Annotated in this window: 18 protein-coding genes and 1 tRNA gene; 8 read left to right on the plus strand and 11 right to left on the minus strand. The window is 67.9% G+C overall.

The annotated features are described in order from the left end of the window. Window positions 1-55: 55 nt before the first annotated feature. Window positions 56-262 (plus strand): hypothetical protein, encoded by a 207-nt coding sequence (locus tag JHD80_RS02215; RefSeq protein WP_199084740.1) that lies wholly within the window; start codon window positions 56-58, stop codon window positions 260-262. Window positions 263-359: 97 nt separating this feature from the next. Here the strand turns inward: JHD80_RS02215 and hemC are convergent, their stop codons facing one another. Both hemC and JHD80_RS02225 read right to left on the minus strand, forming a co-directional pair. After that, complete coding sequence (gene hemC, locus JHD80_RS02220) at window positions 360-1,298, minus strand: hydroxymethylbilane synthase (protein ID WP_199084741.1); 939 nt, start codon at window positions 1,296-1,298, stop codon at window positions 360-362. Window positions 1,299-1,404: 106 nt separating this feature from the next. Beyond that, window positions 1,405-2,796: an aminotransferase-like domain-containing protein gene (locus tag JHD80_RS02225; RefSeq protein WP_199084742.1), complete on the minus strand. Its 1,392-nt coding sequence runs from the start codon at window positions 2,794-2,796 to the stop codon at window positions 1,405-1,407. A 155-nt stretch (window positions 2,797-2,951) separates the two neighbouring features. On the opposite strand from JHD80_RS02225, the gene JHD80_RS02230 reads away from it, so the two are divergent. Continuing rightward, entirely contained in the window at window positions 2,952-3,818 is an 867-nt protein-coding gene (locus JHD80_RS02230) for a DMT family transporter (protein ID WP_248311340.1), read from the plus strand. An 80-nt stretch (window positions 3,819-3,898) separates the two neighbouring features. After that, entirely contained in the window at window positions 3,899-4,162 is a 264-nt protein-coding gene (locus tag JHD80_RS02235) for a DksA/TraR family C4-type zinc finger protein (RefSeq protein ID WP_199084743.1), read from the plus strand. Between the two features lie 33 nt (window positions 4,163-4,195). Here JHD80_RS02235 and argC read toward each other — a convergent pair whose 3' ends face one another. Further along, the gene (gene argC, locus JHD80_RS02240) at window positions 4,196-5,173 is read right to left on the minus strand and encodes an N-acetyl-gamma-glutamyl-phosphate reductase (RefSeq protein ID WP_199084744.1); all 978 of its coding nucleotides are present in this window, start codon (window positions 5,171-5,173) and stop codon (window positions 4,196-4,198) included. On the opposite strand from argC, the gene JHD80_RS02245 reads away from it, so the two are divergent. Beyond that, on the plus strand, window positions 5,099-5,392 hold the full coding sequence (locus JHD80_RS02245) for a hypothetical protein (protein WP_199084801.1): 294 nt from the start codon (window positions 5,099-5,101) through the stop codon (window positions 5,390-5,392). The genes argC and JHD80_RS02245 overlap by 75 nt on opposite strands. A gap of 55 nt (window positions 5,393-5,447) precedes the next feature. On the opposite strand, the gene JHD80_RS02250 is transcribed toward JHD80_RS02245, so the two are convergent. Genes JHD80_RS02250 through JHD80_RS02265 form a run of 4 tightly spaced genes read right to left on the minus strand, consistent with a single transcriptional unit; the run spans window position 5,448 to window position 10,626 of the window. Beyond that, on the minus strand, window positions 5,448-7,163 hold the full coding sequence (locus tag JHD80_RS02250) for a dipeptide ABC transporter ATP-binding protein (protein ID WP_199084745.1): 1,716 nt from the start codon (window positions 7,161-7,163) through the stop codon (window positions 5,448-5,450). Then, window positions 7,163-8,080 (minus strand): ABC transporter permease, encoded by a 918-nt coding sequence (locus JHD80_RS02255; RefSeq protein WP_199084746.1) that lies wholly within the window; start codon window positions 8,078-8,080, stop codon window positions 7,163-7,165. The genes JHD80_RS02250 and JHD80_RS02255 overlap by 1 nt, the downstream gene beginning before the upstream one ends. Continuing rightward, window positions 8,077-9,048 (minus strand): ABC transporter permease, encoded by a 972-nt coding sequence (locus JHD80_RS02260; RefSeq protein ID WP_349237192.1) that lies wholly within the window; start codon window positions 9,046-9,048, stop codon window positions 8,077-8,079. The genes JHD80_RS02255 and JHD80_RS02260 overlap by 4 nt, the downstream gene beginning before the upstream one ends. Window positions 9,049-9,060: 12 nt before the next feature. Next, entirely contained in the window at window positions 9,061-10,626 is a 1,566-nt protein-coding gene (locus JHD80_RS02265) for an ABC transporter substrate-binding protein (RefSeq protein WP_199084747.1), read from the minus strand. Window positions 10,627-10,859: 233 nt separating this feature from the next. On the opposite strand from JHD80_RS02265, the gene JHD80_RS02270 reads away from it, so the two are divergent. Together JHD80_RS02270 and JHD80_RS02275 are read left to right on the plus strand one after the other, a co-directional pair. Beyond that, window positions 10,860-12,272: an amidohydrolase family protein gene (locus tag JHD80_RS02270; protein ID WP_199084748.1), complete on the plus strand. Its 1,413-nt coding sequence runs from the start codon at window positions 10,860-10,862 to the stop codon at window positions 12,270-12,272. Next, window positions 12,269-13,462, plus strand: a complete 1,194-nt coding sequence (locus tag JHD80_RS02275; protein WP_199084749.1) for an amidohydrolase family protein — start codon at window positions 12,269-12,271, stop codon at window positions 13,460-13,462. Before JHD80_RS02270 ends, JHD80_RS02275 begins: the two co-directional genes overlap by 4 nt. 129 nt (window positions 13,463-13,591) lie before the next feature. Here the strand turns inward: JHD80_RS02275 and JHD80_RS02280 are convergent. From JHD80_RS02280 to JHD80_RS02295, 4 genes are all read right to left on the minus strand, one after another. After that, a tRNA-Thr gene (locus JHD80_RS02280) sits at window positions 13,592-13,667 on the minus strand. A 93-nt stretch (window positions 13,668-13,760) separates the two neighbouring features. Continuing rightward, a complete protein-coding gene (locus JHD80_RS02285; RefSeq protein ID WP_199084795.1) occupies window positions 13,761-14,699 on the minus strand; it encodes a prephenate/arogenate dehydrogenase family protein in 939 nt (312 codons plus the stop codon). A 5-nt stretch (window positions 14,700-14,704) separates the two neighbouring features. Then, the gene (gene hisC, locus JHD80_RS02290) at window positions 14,705-15,805 is read right to left on the minus strand and encodes a histidinol-phosphate transaminase (protein WP_199084796.1); all 1,101 of its coding nucleotides are present in this window, start codon (window positions 15,803-15,805) and stop codon (window positions 14,705-14,707) included. Window positions 15,806-15,837: 32 nt separating this feature from the next. Continuing rightward, window positions 15,838-16,671 carry a chorismate mutase gene (locus tag JHD80_RS02295; RefSeq protein WP_199084750.1) on the minus strand — a complete coding sequence of 278 codons (834 nt, stop codon included), beginning with the start codon at window positions 16,669-16,671 and terminating at the stop codon, window positions 15,838-15,840. 169 nt (window positions 16,672-16,840) lie between these two features. Here JHD80_RS02295 and metX point away from each other — a divergent pair, with 169 nt between their 5' ends. Further along, window positions 16,841-18,010 (plus strand): homoserine O-acetyltransferase MetX, encoded by a 1,170-nt coding sequence (gene metX / locus JHD80_RS02300; RefSeq protein ID WP_199084751.1) that lies wholly within the window; start codon window positions 16,841-16,843, stop codon window positions 18,008-18,010. 3 nt (window positions 18,011-18,013) lie between these two features. Next, a complete protein-coding gene (gene metW / locus JHD80_RS02305) occupies window positions 18,014-18,637 on the plus strand; it encodes a methionine biosynthesis protein MetW (protein WP_199084752.1) in 624 nt (207 codons plus the stop codon). The last annotated feature ends 80 nt before the right edge of the window (window positions 18,638-18,717 follow it).

Below are 18,717 nucleotides of genomic sequence, written 5' to 3' on the forward strand. Positions count from 1 at the left end.
CGGGAGGCCCGATTCGGCGTTCCGTCGCCGCTGAATCTTCGCGGCGGAGGCGGATATGGACGAAGAGAGGATCACGCGGATCGCGCGGGCGATGTGCCGGGCGGCACGGCTCGACCCCGACAAGCCGGCCGGCAATGCCGGCCCCTACACGATGTCGATGCGGGAGCCGGGCCACGAGACGCCGCAGCCCGCCTGGATGCTGTTTCGCCGCGAGGCGGCCCTGTTCGCGACGCGCCATCGCGACGTCGCCGTCCGGCTCTGAGACAATTTCGGAAGCGGCCACTCGCCTGCATGCGACGGTGGCTATCACGAGGCCCGGCCCTCCCTGCGGAGGCCGGGCTTCTTATTGTGCCGCTCGACTACAGCGACTTGAAGCTCGGATAATGACTGCGATAGCTCTTTTCGAGGATCGCAACGCCGCCCCGTTCCTTCAGAGTCTGCGCGACAGAGAGGCCGAGCTGGCGCGCCTGATCCGGCGGCGCGCTCTGATCAGCGACGACGCGCTCCGTGCCTTCGATCGAGGTCACCTGCGCGTGCAGCGTCAGGCGACCATCCTGCCAGGTCGCGCAGGCGCCGACCGGCAGGCTGCAGCCAGCCCCCAGCGCATGCATCATCTCGCGCTCGGCCTCGGCCTCTGCGCGGGCCTTCGGACATTCGATCGCCTTCAGCACCTCGATCACCGCCGTATCCTCGGCGCGGGCTTCGAGCCCGAGCGCGCCCTGTCCCACCGCATAGGGGAAGAGCGAAGGCGCGAGCACCTCCGAGGATGCGCCGTCCATACCAAGCCGGCGCAGGCCGGCATGGGCGAGAATGACGGCATCGAGCGCGTCCTCGCCACCGATCTTGGCGAGGCGCGGCCCGACATTGCCGCGGATCGGGACGACGGTGACGTCCGGCCGCAGGTTCAGGATCTGGGCGCGGCGGCGCAGCGAGCCCGTGCCGACGCGCGCACCCTGGCGCAGCGAGTCCATGGTCGCGCCGCAGAGCGCATCGCGCGGGTCCTCGCGCGGCGGCACCGAGGCGAGCACGAGGCCCTCATGCAAGGTGGTCGGCAGGTCCTTCAGCGAATGGACGACGAAATCGACCTCGCGCTTGACCAATTGCTGCTCGTGCTCGACGGCGAAGACGCCGACCATGCCGAACTGGTGGAACTCGGAAACGCGGTCGCGATCGGCGATCGTGGCGATCTGGCAAAGGGTGAATTCCGTCTGCGGAAACTTCTCCCGGATCAGACCCATGACGTGGTTGGTCTGGGCCATCGCCAGCGGGCTGCGGCGCGTGCCGATCCTCAGATGCATGATCTCAAAACTTTCGGGTCCTGTCCGGCCGGGCCGGTTATTGCGGCGGTCTATAACAGGGGGGCGCCGGGCTGACGAGTGCGGCGCAAGCCCAAGCTGCGCTGGATCAATCGCGGGCGGCTGCCGGCCGGCCCTGCTGCCGCATCGTCGCCATCGCCTGCCTCAGCACCTCGATGACGCGCGGGTCGCGCGACTGGGCGACGTTGAAGCGCATGAAGCTGCCGGCCGTCTGGGCGACGCTGAAGACATTGCCGGGCGCCAGCACCACGCCCTGCATCACGGCGAGTTGCGCCAGTTCGGCGGAATCGATGCCTTCAGGCAAGCGGCACCAGAGATAGAAGCCGCCGCGCGGCATCAGCCAGGGGCGAATCCCGAGCGTTTCAAGCCTTGCGGCGACCTCGCGCCGCGCCTGGGCGAGGCGGCGGTGCAGCTCTTCCATATGCTTGCGGTAGCTTCCGCCGGCGAGAACACCCGCCAGCAATTCCGTCGAGACCGGACTGGGGCCGCCGAAATTGGTCGCGACCTGCAGGTCGACGAGCCCTTCGATCCAGTCGGAGCGCGCAGCGATATAGCCGCAGCGCGTGGCGGCCGATAGCGTCTTCGAAAAGCTGCCGATCCGGATGACACGCTCCAGCCCGTCGAGCGCCGCCAATCGCGACGACGATTCCGGCTCGAAATCGGCGAAGATGTCGTCCTCGACGATGATCATGTCGTTGGCAGCGGCGGCGCTGAGAACGCGAAAGGCGGCCTGCGGCGACAGGCCGGCGCCGGTCGGGTTGTGCAATCCGGAATTGGTCAGGTAGAGGCGCGGGCGCTCGGCCGCCACGACGGTCTCGAACGCCGTGATGTCCGGACCCGAGGGCGTATAGGGCACGCTCAGCACACGCACCTGATGCGCTCGCAGCAACGCCTGGAAGTTGAAGTAGCAGGGATCGTCGACGAGGACGGCGTCGCCCGGCCGCAGCAGGAAACGGCAGATCAGGTCGAGCGCCTGCGTGCCCGAGCCGGTCAGCATGAGCTGTTCCGGCGCAACCGCGAGCCCGGCCTCGGCGAAGCGCCCGAGCAGGAGCCGGCGCAGGACGGAAGCGCCGCGCGTGCCGCCGTAATCGGTGAGGATCGCGCCATCGGCACGGGCCAGCGCCCGGAAGCCGCGGCGCAAGGCCTCGTCCGGCATCCAGTCGGGCGGGAGCCAGCCGCAGCCCGGCTTCAGCGCACCGGGCTCGGCATCGAGCGACTGGCGCGAGACCCAGAACGGATCGACGGCGAGTTCCTGCGGCGAAGCGGCCTGCGTCAGCGCCAATGGCGGCAGGCCACCGCCGGTGACATAGAAGCCCGAGCCCTGGCGCGCGCGGATCAGCCCCTCGGCGGCGAGACGGTCATAGGCCTCGACGACGGTGGAGGGCGAGACCTTCATCGTGGTGGCGAAGCGGCGGATCGAGGGCAAGCGATCGCCAGGCGCCAGCGCCCGTGCCGCCAACCGGCCGCGGATCGCGGCCATCACAGCGTCGGTGCGCGTCGATACGGCTCCGCTCCCAAAGAGTGTATGGTCATTCATAGCCATACAGTTTGCCATGAATGTATCGTTCTGTCGCTGGCTTCGTCAGGCCCTCACGCCTAGAGCACGGCTTCCCGCGAAAGGGCAGGACAGGTCACATGATGAAGGATTGGGGCGGCAAGGGCTGGGGCAGCGGGCTCATCGGCGTGCTGATCTTCAGCGGCTCGCTGCCGGCGACGCGCGTCGCGGTTGCCGGGTTCTCGCCGCTGTTCCTGACCGGCGCCCGCGCCGGGATCGCAGCCCTGCTGGGCGCGGCTTGTCTCATGCTGCTGCGCCAGCAATGGCCAAGCCGGGCGGATATCCGCCCCCTGGCGATCGTCGCCATCGGCGTCGTTCTCGGCTTCCCGCTGCTGACGGCGCTTGCCCTGCAGCATATCCCCTCGGCGCGCTCCATCGTCTTCATCGGCCTCCTGCCGCTCGCGACGGCGCTGTTCGGCGTGCTGCGCGGCGGCGAGCGGCCGAAGCCGGTGTTCTGGCTGTTCTCCGGGATCGGCAGCGCCACCGTCGCGGGCTTCGCGCTCGCCAACAGCGACAGCGGCGCGCTGACGGGGGACCTGCTGATGGTCGCGGCCGTCCTGCTCTGCGGGCTCGGCTATGCCGAAGGCGCGACGCTGTCGCGCCGGCTCGGCGGCTGGCAGGTGATCTCCTGGGCGCTCCTGCTGTCGCTGCCGGCGATGGCCGTGATCGCCCTGCTGTTCTGGCCTCCGACCTGGCAAGGCATCGGCACGCCGGCCTGGATCGGCCTCGCTTACGTCTCGGTCTTCAGCATGCTGGTCGGCTTCGTGTTCTGGTATCGCGGCCTGGCGCTCGGCGGCATCGCCAGCGTTGGCCAGCTCCAGCTGCTGCAACCGTTCTTCGGGCTCACTCTGGCGGGCTGGCTGCTCGGCGAGCCGATCGCCTGGACGATGATCGCGGCAACCGCCGTGGTCGTGCTTTGCGTGGCCGGGGCGAAGCGTTTCGCCTGAACGCGGCTGCCCCGCGCCAGGCCAGAGCTCTTGGATTCCGCACCTGCCAAGGCCATCTTATGGCTATCGGAGGTTGCGTCATGGCAAGCGGATGGGCTCCCGACGGAGCGGTTCAGGACCAGATCGACGGCTCGATCACGGATGCGGTGCGTCTCGCGCGCTCGCGGCTGCCGAGCGGTCCGGGCGAGATCCATTGCAGGGAATGCGGGGATGAAATCCCCGCAGCGCGGCGCCTCGCGATGCCCGGCGCCCGCCTTTGTGTTGCCTGCCAATCCGGCCATGACCGCTCGGCGGCGCAATCCAGCTACAACCGGCGTGGCAGCAAGGACAGCCAGCTGAAGTAGGCGGGATTGCGCGCTGCCGGGGCCCTGCCCTCGTCAAGGCCAGATCGGCGCGCCATCCAGCCCCGCGGTTTCCGGCAGCCCGCAGATCAGGTTCGCATTCTGCACGGCCTGCCCGGCGGCTCCCTTGCCGAGATTGTCGACCACGCCCATCGCGATCACCAGATTGCGTTCCGGATCGGCCGCGTAACTGACGAAAGAGAGGTTCGAGCCGGTGGCCCATTTGGTCTGCGGCGGCTTGTCGGTCACACGGACGAAAGCCCGCCCGGCATAGAAGCGCCGCGCCGCGTCCAGGCACTGCTCCGTCGTGGCGCGGCCGCGGCAATATATCGTAGCGAGCAGGCCGCGGGTCATCGGCACCAGATGCGGCGTGAACACCAGCCCGGCCGCGCTGCCCCCGCTCAGCCGCTCGATCGTCCTGGCCATCTCGGGCATGTGGACATGCTTGAGCAGCCCGTAGGGCACCAAGTTCTCGTTGCTCTCGGCATAGCCGAACTTGCTGTCGCCGCCGCCACGGCCGGCACCGGAAATGCCCGTCTTTGCGTCGATCACGATATTGCCGGGCTCGATCAGCCCATTGGCCAGAAGCGGCGCCAGAGCCGTCAGCGTCGCCGCCGGGAAACAGCCGGGATTGGCGATACGGGTCTGCCCTGCGATCTCGGCGGGCCAGATGTCCGCCAAGCCATAGGCCCAGCCCTCGACATAGCGGTGGTCGCCGCCGATATCGACGATCTTCACGTCCTTGGGGACACGCGCCAGCGCCTCCGCAGAGGTGCCCGTGGGCAGCGACGCGAACAACAGGTCGAGCTTCGGCAGGGCCGCAGGGTCCCATTTCTCGATCACCAGCCCCGTGAGCTTGGCCGGTACACCCGGAAAGCGGTCCACCAGACGGCTGCCGGCGCTCCCCTCGCCCGCGGCGTAGACGAGTTCGAAGGAGGGGTGGCCGGCGATCAGGCGCATCGCCTCGCCGCCGCCGAAACCGCTGATGCCGACAATGCCGACGCGAATGCTCATGGGAGTGTCCTTCCTGGGTTCGGGCAGATTCTGGGGTTCAGGCAAAAGAAAACCCCCGAAGCCGAGGGCTGCGGGGGTTCAGGAACGCGGGTCGGGCCGTTCCGGGGGGCCTATGATGAGGCCATCACCCGTGGAAGGACGCCGATCGACGCGCAGCCGGAAGAGCCGCCGCTTGGAGGCAGCGACGTCGGCGTCGATCGCAAAGGGTCCGGTTCCTGAGCATGAGCCCGCGACACTGTCGCGCGCCCTCATCATCGTCAAGCGGAATGTCGCCCTAGCCTACGGCTCCACCGAGAGGCGCCGGCTCCCGCGCGATCTTGTCAAGCGAGGGGACCAGCGAGAGCAGCTCCCGCGTATAGGGATGGCTCGGCGCGGCGAAAAGCTCCTCGGTCGGCGCCTGCTCGACGATCTCGCCGCTCTTCATCACGGCGATGCGGTCGCACATCTGCCGGACCACCGCGAGGTCGTGGCTGATGAACAGGATCGATAGGCCCGCGAGATCGCGCAGGTCCTTGAGCAGGTTGAGGATCTGCGCCTGGACGGAGACGTCGAGCGAGGAGGTCGGCTCGTCGCAGACGAGGAAGCGCGGCCGGGGCGCCAAGGCGCGCGCGATGGCGATACGCTGGCGCTGGCCGCCCGAGAAGGCGTGCGGAAAGCGCGCCCCGGCCGCACGGTCGAGCCCGACCGCCTCGAGCAGCAGCGCCGCATCCTCCGCGGCTTCAACCTTGGTGGCGGCGAGATGGTAGAAGGCGATCGGCTCGGCGATGGCAGTCGCGACGCGCAGGCGCGGATTGAGCGCCGAATACGGATCCTGAAACACCATCTGCAACACCTTGCGCGCCAGCCCTCCCTGCTTGGCGCCGATCGGCAATCCGCCGAGCGTGACCGAGCCGGAGGTCGGCTTCGCGAGGCCGGCGATGGTGTTGGCGACGGTCGTCTTGCCGCAGCCGGATTCACCGACGAGGCCGAAAATCTCGCCGGGCTCGACCGTGAAGGAGACGCCCTTCACCGCCCGGAACACACGCGAGCCGCCGCCGAACAGCCCGCCGCGCGTGCCGTATTCGACGACGAGGTTGTCGACCGACAGCACGCCCGCCTTGGCCTCATCGCCGCCGCCCATGCGGGCGCGGACCTGCTCGCGCGCCGCGGCGGTGCCGGGGCTCTCCTGCGCCGGCACGGGCAGGCGCGGCAGCTTGACGTCGACGCGCGGGACGGCACCGATCAGCGCCTTGGCATAAGGGTGCTGCGGCGCGCCGAGCACCTGCGCCACCGGGCCGCTCTCGACCACCTGCCCCTTCAGCATGATGGTGACGCGATCCGCGACCTCGGCGACGACGCCCATATTGTGCGTGACCAGCAGGATGCCGACGCCGCGCTCGTCGGCGAGGCCGCGGATCAGCTTGAGGATCTGCGCCTGCACGGAGACGTCGAGCGCCGTGGTCGGCTCGTCGGCAATGATCAGCTTGGGGTCGCAGCACAGGGCGGCAGCGATCACCACGCGCTGGCGCTGCCCGCCGGAGAGCTGGTGCGGGTAGGATTTCAGCCGCCGCTCCGGCTCAGGGATACCGACGGCACGCAACAACTCCAGCGAGCGCTGGCGCGCCTCGGCGCGGCTGAGGCCGAGATGATGGCGCATCGTCTCGCCGAGCTGGCTCTCCACCGTGAAGAGCGGGTTCAGCGAGGTCATCGGGTCCTGGAAGATGGCGCCGACATCCTTGCCCTGCACGATACCCTCGGTGCGGCCGGTGCGGATGTCGACCGGCTTGCCGCCGATCTCGATCCGTCCCTTGGCGACGCGCCCGGGCGCCTGCAGCAGGCCCATCAGCGCATTGCCGATCGTGGTCTTGCCGGCGCCGGATTCGCCCACCAGCGCGTGGATCTCGCCGGGCGCGACCTCGAGGTTCACGCCGCTGACGGCGGTGATGACCGAGCCGTCGGCAAGCGGGTAGTCGACGGTGAGATCGGTGATGGAGAGGGCGGCGGATTTCATCAGCGCCCCTTCAGCTTCGGGTTGAAGCGATCGCGCAGCCAGTCGCCGACGACATTGACCGCAAGCACGAGCACCACCAGCGTGACCGCCGGGAAGACCGCTATCCACCAGATGCCCGAGAAGACGAACTCGTTGCCGATACGAATCAGGGTGCCGAGCGAGGGATAGGTCGGCGGCATGCCGACGCCGAGGAAGGACAGGGTCGCCTCGGTCAGCACGGCGGCGGCGAGGTTGATCGTCGCGATCACCATCACCGGGCTCATCACGTTCGGCAGGATATGGCGGACCATGATGTGCAGCGGCGGCAGGCCGATGACGCGCGCGGCGCGGACATAATCCTTCGAGGCCTCGACCATGGTCGCGGCGCGCACGGTGCGGGCATATTGCACCCATTCATGGATGGCGATGGCGCCGATCAGGATCACCGGCGCCCATTGCGCCGTCCCGGCCTCCGGGAAGACGGCGCGCGCGATGCCGCTGACCAGCAGCGCGAGCAGGATGGTCGGCAGGCTGAGGATGACGTCGCCGACGCGCATGATGACGATGTCGACCCAACCGCCGAAATAGCCGGCGAGCAGGCCGAGCACGACGCCGAGGCTGGCCGCGACCAGCACCGCACCGCCGCCGATCGCGATCGAGACGCGCATGCCGTAGAGGATCGCTGAGAACAGGTCGCGGCCCTGGTTGTCGGTGCCGAGCCAGTGCGCCGGGTCGCCATCCGGCATGAAGGCCGGCGGCAGCTCGGCGCTCATCAGGTCGAAGCTCGCGACATTGGTCGGGTCGGTCGGCGCGATCCAGGGCGCGAGCAGCGCGACGGCGAGCATCAGCACGACAACGGCGAGCCCGATCATCACGGAGACCGGCATCTGCAGGCGGCGTCGGCGCGTGGCCGGCAGCTTGGGGGCGGCGAGGCTCATGCGCGGCGCGTCCTCAGGCGCGGATCGATCAGGGTATAGGTGAGGTCGACGACCATGTTGATGACGACGAAGAGAAAGCCGACGAAGAGCAGATAGGCCGCCATCACCGGCACGTCGGCGAAGCTGACGGCCTGGATAAAGAGCAGGCCCATGCCGGGCCACTGGAACACCGTCTCGGTGACGATGGCGAAGGCGATCAGCGAGCCGATCTGCAGGCCGGTCACCGTCACCACCGGCATCAGCGCATTGCGCAGGGCCAGGCGGAAATTGATGTAGCGCGGCGGCAGGCCCCGCGCCTTGGCGAAGCGGATATAGTCCGAGGAGAGCACGTCGATCATCTCGGCGCGCACCAGCCGCATGATCAGCGTCAGTTGGTAGAGCGCCAGCGTGATCGAGGGCAGCAGCAGCGAGGCCCAGCCCGAGCGGGTCAGGAAGCCGGTCGACCAGCCGCCGATCTGCACGACATCGCCGCGCCCGAAGGACGGCAGCCAGCGCAGCGTCACCGCGAAGATCAGGATCAGCCCGATGCCGGTGACGAAGGTCGGCATCGAGATGCCGACCAGCGAAATCGTCTGGATGGCGCGGGTCAACGCGCCATCCGGTTTGAGCGCGCAATAGACCCCGACGGGGACCCCGACCGCGAGCGACAGGATCGTCGCCACGATCACCAGCTCCAGCGTCGCCGGCAGGCGCTCGGCCAGCAGATCGACCACCGGGCGCTGATTGCGGAAGGAGATGCCGAGATCGCCCTTCAGCGTGCGGCCGAGAAACTCGCCGTACTGGACGATCGCCGGCCGGTCGAGCCCGAGCGAGGCGCGCAATTCCGCCTTCTCGGCCGGGCTTGCATCCTCGCGCGACATCATCGCGACGGGATCGCCGACATAGCGGAACATCACGAAGGCGATGGCCGTCACCGCGAGCATGACGAGGACGGCCTGTCCGAGGCGAGAACCGATGGAAGCGATCACGGCGCGTCCCCCTCAGTTCACTTTGGCGAACCAGGGCCGGACGTATTCGTCCGGGAACTGCGGCATGTCGACATTGCTCCGCATCGCCCAGGCCAGCGGCTGCTGGTGCAGCGGGATGAAGAGGGCCTGATCCTTGGCGATCTTGAAGGCCTCGCCCATCATGGCGCGGCGCTTGCCCTCGTCGAGTTCGACCGCGGTCTTGCGGGCGAGATCGTCGAGCGCGGGGATCGCCATGCCGCCGGCATTGGAGCCGCCATAGCCGTCCTTGCGCGAGGCGAAGATGCCCGAGAGCACGCTGAAGCCGTCCATCTGCGGCAGCGTCGCCCAGCCCAGCATCCAGACGTCGAGCTCGCCCCGATCCTGGCGCGGGAAATAGGTCGCCTTGCTCTCGGTCTTCACGTCGACCTGGATGCCGGCCTTGGTCCACATGCCGGCAATGGCGAGGCAGAGCTGCTCGTCGGCGATGTAGCGGTCATTGGTGCAGGACAGGCCAGTCTTGAAGCCGTTGGGATAGCCGGCCTCGGTCAGGAGCTTCTTCGACAGCGCCGTATCATAGGCCAGCGGCTTGTCGATATCGGCGAGGTAGCCCGGCACCGGCGGCGCGACCATCGTGCCGGTGTTGCGCGACTTGCCGCGCATGATGCGCTTCTGGATGGCGTCGAGATCGACCGCATGCCAGAGCGCCTGGCGCACCTTGACGTCGAGCAGCGGGTTCTTCTTGCCGGGGTCGGCATAGAGCTCCGGCTTCCAGTTGAAGCCGAGGAAGATCAGCCGCAGCGACGGATCCTCTACGACCTTGAAGCCCTGCGTGCCGGTGACGCGCGCGACGTCCTGCAGCGGCACGGAGGAGATCATGTCGATCTCGCCGGAAAGCAGCGCGGCTACACGGGTCGCGTCAGACTTGATCGGGCGGAACTCGATGCGCTTGAGATTGTGCTCCGGCTTGTCCCACCAGCCTTCGTTGACCGTCATCACGGTCTTGGAATCCGGGGCGTAGCTCTCGAGCTTGAACGGCCCGGTGCCGTTGGCATGGGTCGAGGCGAAGGTGGTGACGCCGGTCGAGGTGTTGCCCGGCTTCATGGCATTGTTCTTCTCGAGCCAGGACTTGCTCATCACGAAGATGCCGGTGAGGTCGTTAAGCAGCAGCGGATAGGGGCCGCTCAGCACGATATCGACAGTCAGGTCGTCGACCTTCTCGGCCTTCACGACGGTCGCGAGATTGCCCTTGTTGCGGGAATCCGGATCGATGGTGCGCATCACGGTGGCGACGATGTCGTCGGCGGTGAAGGGCTCGCCGTCATGGAACTTGACGCCCGGGCGCAGCTTGAAGCGCCAGCGCGTCGGCTCGACGATCTGCCAGGAGGTCGCCAGACCCGGCTCGATCTCGAGCTTGCGGTTGCGGCGCACCAGCGTGTCGTAGACCATGAGCTGGATGTTCTGCGTGAAGCTGTCGAGCTGGGCGTTCGGATCGAAGGAGACCGCGTCCCCCGGAGCCGACCAGCGCAGCGTCTGCGCACCGGCGGATTGCGTCATCAGAATCGCAAGGGCGCCAGCAAGCGCCATCAAACCGCGTTTCATCGTTGTCCCCTCACTTTTCGTGAACGCCATATGCATACAGAAACAGGCAAATATTGTATACGATAATTTATTGATGAGTCATCGCAAATGCGGAAACGGCTAGCGACAACCTGACCGGCATAGGCGCAGCGAGATCGACACAGAGCGGCTTGGCGAAAGACCAGCAAGATCGCATACTGAACGCGCAAGATTTTGTATGCGATTTTCAACGCGAACGAAGAAGGCGAAAGGCCATGCCCGGTTGGTTAGCGATCGAGAATGGAACCGTGCTCCCGATGACGCAACGGGAGATCATCGCAAACGGGCATGTCCTGATTAAGGACGATCGCATCGTCGCGGTCGGGCCCGGCCCGGCGCCGGAGCGGGAGGGGCTCACCCGCCTAGATGCGCGCGGCGGCCTGATCCTGCCGGGGCTTGTCGACGCCCATGCCCATGCCGGCCACGGCCTGACCAAGGGGCTGGGCTCGGCATCGGGCGAGTGGATGACCATCGCCGGCCGAATCTATGCCCGGGCGACCGACGCGGCCTTCTGGCATGCCGAAGCCCGGCTCTCGGCGCTGGAGCGGCTGCTCTGCGGCACGACGACCGCCGCGCTGCTGATGGGCGGCGGCCCCGACATCATGCGCACGGAAACGCCGGAGGCGGCGGAGGCCCATCTCGACGGCGTCCGCTCGGTCGGCGTCGCCGAGGTCCTGGCCGTAGGCCCCAACAGGCCCGACGGGCCGGCGCATTACCTATCCTGGACCGGCACTGAAAGCCGCGAGATTCCCGTCTCGCCGCGCGAGCAGCTCACCGTGGCCCGCAAGCTGATCCAGGCCCATAACGGCGATGGCGGGAGCACGCTGCAGATCGCCGTCTCCCTGCCGGTATTTACCGGGACCGACCTCGCCATCGCGGGCGAGGATGCGCCGGCCGCGCTCAGCCGCGTCGCGCTGCGACTGGCCAAGGAGACGGGCGCCCTGCTGGTTCAGGACGGCCATCGCGACGGCAGCATGGCCGCCGCCGCCGCGACCGTGGGGCTCGGCCCCCGCCACGCGGTCTTCGCCCATTCGATCGACCTGACCGAAGCCGATCGCGCGGCGCTGCGGGCCTCAGGCGCGGCCATCGCTCATAATCCCAGCGCGCTCATGTCGGTGTTCGGCCGTTGCCCGGCGCCGGAGCTTGCGGCGGAGGGCGTCACGGTCGCGATCGGCTCGGACGCCCCGGCGCCGGACCGGCCCTTCGATCTGTTCCGCTGCATGTTCCACATGCACCGCTATCACGCGACGCATTTCCACGACGATTCGGTGCTCCCGCCCTGGCAGGTGCTGGAAATGGCGACGATCGAGGGCGCGAAGGCCCTGAATCTCGTCGACCAGATCGGCTCGCTCGAACCGGGCAAGCGCGCGGACGTGATCGTCGTCGACTGGGCGAAGCCGCATCTGTGGCCGCCCATCGAGCCTGTCCAGCGCCTGACCCGCTTCGCCAACGGCGCCGATGTCGCCAGCGTCGTCGTCGCCGGGCGGGTGCTGATGCAGGACCGCCGCGTCCTAAGCGTCGACCCCGCCGCCGTGCTGCGGGAAGCGGCCGGCGCCTATGCGACGATGGTCGCGCGCGCCGGTCTCAGCGAGCGCTTCCCCCTGCTCAGCGAAGGCCTGCCGCAATGACTGCCCTACTCCTCAAGAATGTGCGCCCGATGGGCGTCGATGCGACCGATATCCTGATCCTCGACGGACGTTTCGCCGATGCCGGCGAATCCATCCCGGCCGGCATCGAGACGATCGATGGCGACGGCGCGCTGATGCTGCCCGGTCTCGTCGAGGCCCATACCCATCTCGACAAGAACCTGATCGGCATGCCGTGGTGGCGCAACCAGAACGGGCCGCACCGCAGCGATCGCATCGAGACGGATCGGCGCGAGAAGAAGCGCCTCGGCATCGACCCCGCCCGCCAATCGGCGCGCCAGGCCGTGCAAACGCTGGCACTCGGCGTCACAGCGATCCGCAGCCATGTCGATGTCGACACCGAGATCGGCACCGCCAGCATCGCCGGCGTCATGGCGACCCGCGAGGCCTATCGCGACATGGTCGACATCCAGATCGTCGCCTTCCCGCAGAGCGGCATGCTGATCCGGGAAGGCACCGTCGCACTGATGGAGGAAGCCCTGCGGATGGGCGCCGACATCGTCGGCGGACTCGACCCGGCCGAGATCGATCGCGATCCGGTCCGCCATCTCGACGTGATCTTCGGCATGGCCGATCGCTTCGGCAAGCCGGTCGACATCCACCTGCATGAACTCGGCGAGCTCGGCGCCTTTTCGATGGAGCTGATCATCGAGCGCACGCGCGCGCTCGGCCTGCAAGGGCGCGTCCTGATCAGCCATGCCTACTGCCTCGGCATGATCGAGCCGGCCCGGCACGACTCGCTCGCCGCCGGCCTCGCCGAAGCCGGCATCGCGGTTATGACGGCTGGCCCCGCCGGGTTCCCGGCACCGCGGATCAAGCGGCTGCACGAGCTCGGCGTTCTCGTCTGCGGCGGCTGCGACGGCCCGCGCGGCACCTGGAGCCCCTATGGGCGGGGCGACATGCTGGAGCGCGCCGCGCTGATCGGCCAGCGCAACGGCTTTTCCCGCGACGAGGATCTGGAATTCGCGCTCGAAGCCTGCACCACGCTCGGTGCGAGGGCGCTCGGCCTGCCGGATTACGGCCTCGGTTCCGGCTGCAAGGCTGATCTCGTGCTGGTCGATGCCGAGACGGCCGCCGAGGCAGTCGCGGACGTGCCGATACGTCGGCTCGTGGTCAAAAGCGGCCGGGTCGTCGCCCGCGATGGCGCCCCCGTCGGCGTCTCGGCGCCATGACCGAATCTGGCTGAGAGGACGAAGCTGCCCCGAACGGTATGGCCCGCTGCCGACGTTCATGCCGCAGGCGGAGCGATTCGTGCTCAGGACATTCTTGGAAGCAAGGCTGCAGCAGGCTGCACATGAAACTGGTGCCGCTTGAGGGATTCGAACCCCCGACCCCCTCATTACGAATGAGGTGCTCTACCAGCTGAGCTAAAGCGGCAACGGGTGGCGCTGTACCAGCAGGCGGTGGGCTTGGCAAGCCAAACTCGACGCCATGCACAGCGCCTCCAGGGCGGCTTGGCCCGCCAGTCCGTCAATCCTTGCGCAGCTTCTCCGTCTCCGGCTTCTCCTGGCCGAGCGCGACGATGCCGCGGCGGATGGCGCGGGTGCGGGTGAAGTGCTTGTGCAACGTCTCGCCATCGCCGTAGCGGATGGCGCGGGTGAGGAGGGCGAGGTCCTCGTTGAAGCGGCCGAGCATTTCCAGCACCGCTTCCTTGTTGTGCAGGAAGACGTCGCGCCACATCGTGGGGTCGGAAGCCGCGATGCGGGTGAAGTCGCGGAAGCCGCCGGCGGAGAACTTGATCACCTCGGACTGCGTCACCGCCTCCAGATCCTCGGCCGTGCCGACGATGTTGTAGGCGATGAGATGCGGCAGGTGGCTGGTGACGGCGAGCACGAGGTCATGGTGCTGAGCGCTCATCACCTCGACCAGCGCACCCATCCCCTCCCAGAACTGGCGCGTCCTGGCGATGGCCGCCGCGTCGGTCCCTTCCGGCGGGGTCAGGATGCACCAGCGGTTGAGGAAGAGGCTCGGAAAGCCGGCATCGGGGCCGGAATTCTCGGTGCCCGCGACCGGATGGGCCGGCACGAAGGCGACACCCTCGGGCAGATGCGGCAGGACGGCGTCGACGACCGAGCCCTTGACCGAGCCGACATCGGAGACGATCGCGCCCGGCTTCAGCTCCGGCGCGATCTCGGCAGCGACCGGCCCGCAGGCACCGACCGGAACGCAGAGGATGATATGATCGGCGTCGCGAGCCGCCTCCGCTGCCGTATCCGTGACCGTGTCCCCGAGACCCAGCTCTCGCGCCCGCTTGCGGACGGGTTCGTCCCGGTCGGCCAGCACGATCGTGCCGGCGAGGTTCAGCTCCTTCGCCGCGCGCGCGATCGAGGAGCCGATCAGCCCGATTCCGATGATGGCGAGGCGGCCGAAGACCGGTGCGGGCCGGCGCGGCGCGAAGCTTTCCGCCATCTCGCTCATGCCTTGAGGAAATCGGCGAGCGCCGCGACGACGAGGCGGTTCGCCTCTTCGCTGCCGATGGTCATGCGCAGCGCGTCCGGCAGCCCGTAGCCGCCGACGGCGCGCAGGATGAGGCCACGCTGGGTCAGGAAGGCATCGGCGTCCTTCGCGGTCTTGCCGGGCGTCCTGGTGAAATGGATCAGCACGAAATTGCCGACCGAGGGCGTGACGGTCAGGCCGAGCTGCTCCAGCTCCGCCGTCGTCCATGCCAACCACTTCTCGTTGTGCTCAAGCGCGGCAGCAACGTGCGCCTCGTCGGCGACGGCCGCGGCGCCGGCTTCGATCGCGGCGCCGTTGACGTTGAAGGGGCCGCGGATACGTTCGAGCGCATCGATGATATGAGCCGGCGCATACATCCAGCCGATGCGCAGATTGGCAAGGCCGTAGATCTTCGAGAAGGTGCGGGTCATCACCACATTCTCGCTCTCGGCGACGAGCTCGATGCCGGAGGCGTAGTCGTTACGGCGGACATATTCCGCGTAAGCCGCGTCGAGCACGAGCAGGACATGCGGAGGCAGGCCGGCCTGGAGGCGCTTGACCTCGTCGAAGGGCAGATAGGTGCCGGTCGGGTTGTTGGGGTTGGCGAGGAAGACGATCTTCGTCTTCGGCGTCACCGCGGCCAGGATGCCGTCGACATCGGCCGTGTAGTTCTTCTCGGGCACGACGACCGGCTTGCCCCCCATGGCAAGGATGGCGATGCGGTAAACCAGGAAGCCGTACTGGCTGTAGATGCCCTCGTCGCCCGCGCCGAGATAGGCCTTGGTGACGAGCTCCAGCAGCTCATCCGAGCCGTTGCCGCAGATGATCCGCGCCGGGTCGAGACCGTAGCGGCCGGCGATCGCCTGCTTGAGCTTGGCCGACGTGCCGTCGGGATAGAGCTCCAGCTTGGCGGCGAGGCCCTCGAAGGCTGCGATCGCCTTCGGGCTCGGCCCGAGCGGGGTTTCGTTGGAGGAGAGCTTGTGCAGCTTCACGCCGGCGGGCGCGGCGGATTTGCCGGGAACATAGGCCTCGATATCGAGGACGCCGGGACGCGGGATGGGACGGGTCGCCATGACGATTGACCTTGCAGCAGGGAACGATGCGAGCCCGTTCAGCGGGCGGATTTGACGGAGAAGCGGGCGGCGTGGCTGCCGATCTCGGCGAAGTCGCTCAAGCCCGCCGGCACGAGCGCTTGCCGGATCGAGGCCTGATCGACCTCGCCGGAAGCCGCGACCAGCAGCGAGAGATGCGAGCCGTCGGCGGCCGAGGCGGAGACCTCGGCCAGATGCTCGGCGAGGCCATGACGCAAGCTTTCAGACCAGCGCTCGACCCGGGCGGCGTAGAGCACGATCTCGCGCACCGCGGCATCCGCCAGCGGCTTGGCGATGCAGTAGACCGGCGTTCCCGCAGGATGGTTCGGGCGCTCGACGAAAGGCAGCCGCGCGATGATCTTCGGCGCGTCGGCTCCGATCAGGTCGCGCCACCAGATGCCGGCGCTGGCGCCCTGGTCCATGCGGAAGATGCCGAGATCGCCGGCCGATTCCGCGACCGCGCGGATGACGGCGCGGGCGTCCTCATGCGGCACGAAGGGGACGGTGAAGCCGAAATGGAACCGGGCGGAATCGCGCATCGCCGGGTCACCGCCGGAGACGTCCGCATGGACGGAATAATTCGCCTGCACATAGGTGAAGGTGGCGATGATGATGCGCCAGACGCTCTCGACCGTGTCGAGAGGCAGCAGGCCCTTATGGCTCAGCGCGAGGCGCTTCATGATGTCGGCCTCGCGGCCGGGGCGGAAGGCGGAGCCGGATGCCTGCGTCTTCTTGATCGAGATCAGCGTCTCGATGACCTGCGAGCGCTCCATCAGCAGCGCATGCATCGCGCTGTCGATGCGGTCGATTTCACCGCGGAGATCGGCAAGGGTGGTCGGGGCGGCTTCGGTCATGGCAACGCGCTTTCCGGCAAGGCCACGCTCCTTAGCGCTCCCGCCGCGCCTTGGCAAAGCCGGCTGCGCAGTCCCGCGTTGACAGCGACGCCTCGACGCGGCATCGCTAGAGTTCGATTTTCCGAACGCCTGGACCGGCAAGACAAATCCTACTGCCGAAGCTGACGACATGAGCGATCTCTCCCCCAGCCTGGCCGATCCGCAGAAGGAGGCCAACGAGCCCTCCAGCCCGGTCGCGCGCTTTGGGCCCGATACGCCCTTGCTGATGGATTGCGGCGTGGTGCTCGACCACTGGCAGATCGCCTACCAGACCTATGGCACTTTAAACGCCGAGAAATCGAACGCGATCCTGGTTTGCCACGCCCTGACCGGCGACCAATATGTCGCGAGCCGCAACCCGATCACCGGCAAGGGCGGCTGGTGGACCGCGATGATCGGGCCGGGCAAGCCTGTCGATACAGACCGCTTCTTCGTGATCTGCGCCAATGTGATCGGCGGCTGCACCGGCACGACCGGCCCGGCCTCGACCAACCCGGCCACGGGCAAGCCCTGGGGCCTGTCCTTCCCGGTCGTCACCATCCGCGACATGGTGCGGGCGCAGGCCGCGCTGGTCGACTCCCTGGGCATCAAGACGCTGTTCTGCGTCGCCGGCGGTTCGATGGGCGGCATGCAGGTGCTGCAATGGGCGGCGAGCTATCCGAACCGCGTCTTTTCGGCGCTGCCGCTGGCGACGGGAGCTAAGCACTCGGCGCAGAACATCGCCTTCCACGAGGTCGGCCGGCAGGCGGTGATGGCTGATCCGGAATGGCGGCGCGGACGCTATCTCGAGGAGGGCACGCGCCCGGCCAAAGGGCTGTCGGTCGCGCGGATGGGCGCGCATATCACCTATCTCTCGGAGCAGGCGCTGCACCGCAAGTTCGGCCGCAAATTGCAGGACCGGGAGGCGCCGACCTTCTCATTCGATGCGGACTTCCAGGTCGAAAGCTATCTGCGCCATCAAGGGCTGAGCTTCGTCGAGCGCTTCGACGCCAATTCGTATCTCTACGTGACGCGGGCGATGGATTATTTCGACCTCGCCGCCGATCATGACGGCGTGCTGGCGCGAGCCTTCGCAGGCACGAAGACGCGCTTCTGCGTGGCGTCCTTCACCTCGGACTGGCTGTTCCCGACCACCGACTCGCGCGCGATCGTGCATGCGCTGAACGCGGCAGGCGCCTCTGTCTCCTTCGTCGAGTTGGAGAGCGACAAGGGCCACGACGCCTTCCTGCTGGAAGAGCCCAATCTCTTCGCCACGACGCGCGGCTTCATCGGCGCGGCGGCACGGGCACGGGGGCTCTAGGCCATGACCCTCCCGGACAACCAGACCAACCGCATCGACCTCAAGCTCGTCGCCGAGATGGTGCAGCCCGGCACGCGCGTGCTCGATGTCGGTTGCGGCGACGGCGCCCTGCTCGCGCTGCTGGCGGAGAGCCGCCAGGTCGATGCGCGCGGCATCGAATTGTCGCGCGAGGGCGTGGCCGATTGCGTCGCGCGCGGGCTCTCGGTGATCCAGGGCGACGCCGATACCGATCTCGCCGACTATCCGGACGACAGCTTCGACTACGTGATCCTCTCCCAGACGATCCAGGCGACGCGCAACCCCCGGCTCGTGCTGGAGCAGATGCTGCGCATCGGCCGGCACGCCATCGTCTCCTTCCCGAATTTCGGGCATTGGCGGATGCGCAGCCAGGTGTTCTTCCAGGGGCGGATGCCGGTGACGGATTCCCTGCCCTATGCCTGGTGGGACACGCCCAACATCCATTTCTGCACGATCCGCGACTTCGTGGCGCTCTGCGACCAGATCGGCGCCAAGAAGGAGCGCGCGGTCGCGCTCGACGCCGCAGGCGGCAAGGTCGGCGTCAAAGCGCCGTGGTGGTTCTGGAACCTGTTCGGTGCGCAGGCGGTGTTTCTGTTGAAGCGGGGGTGACGGGCGCGTCGCGCCCGTCATGCTCGGGCTCGACCCGAGCATCTCATGCCGGATAAGGCTCTCGCGCCCTTCCATCCAGA

This window comes from Allobosea sp. ASV33, assembly GCF_016428755.1.
Lineage (GTDB): Bacteria > Pseudomonadota > Alphaproteobacteria > Rhizobiales > Beijerinckiaceae > Allobosea.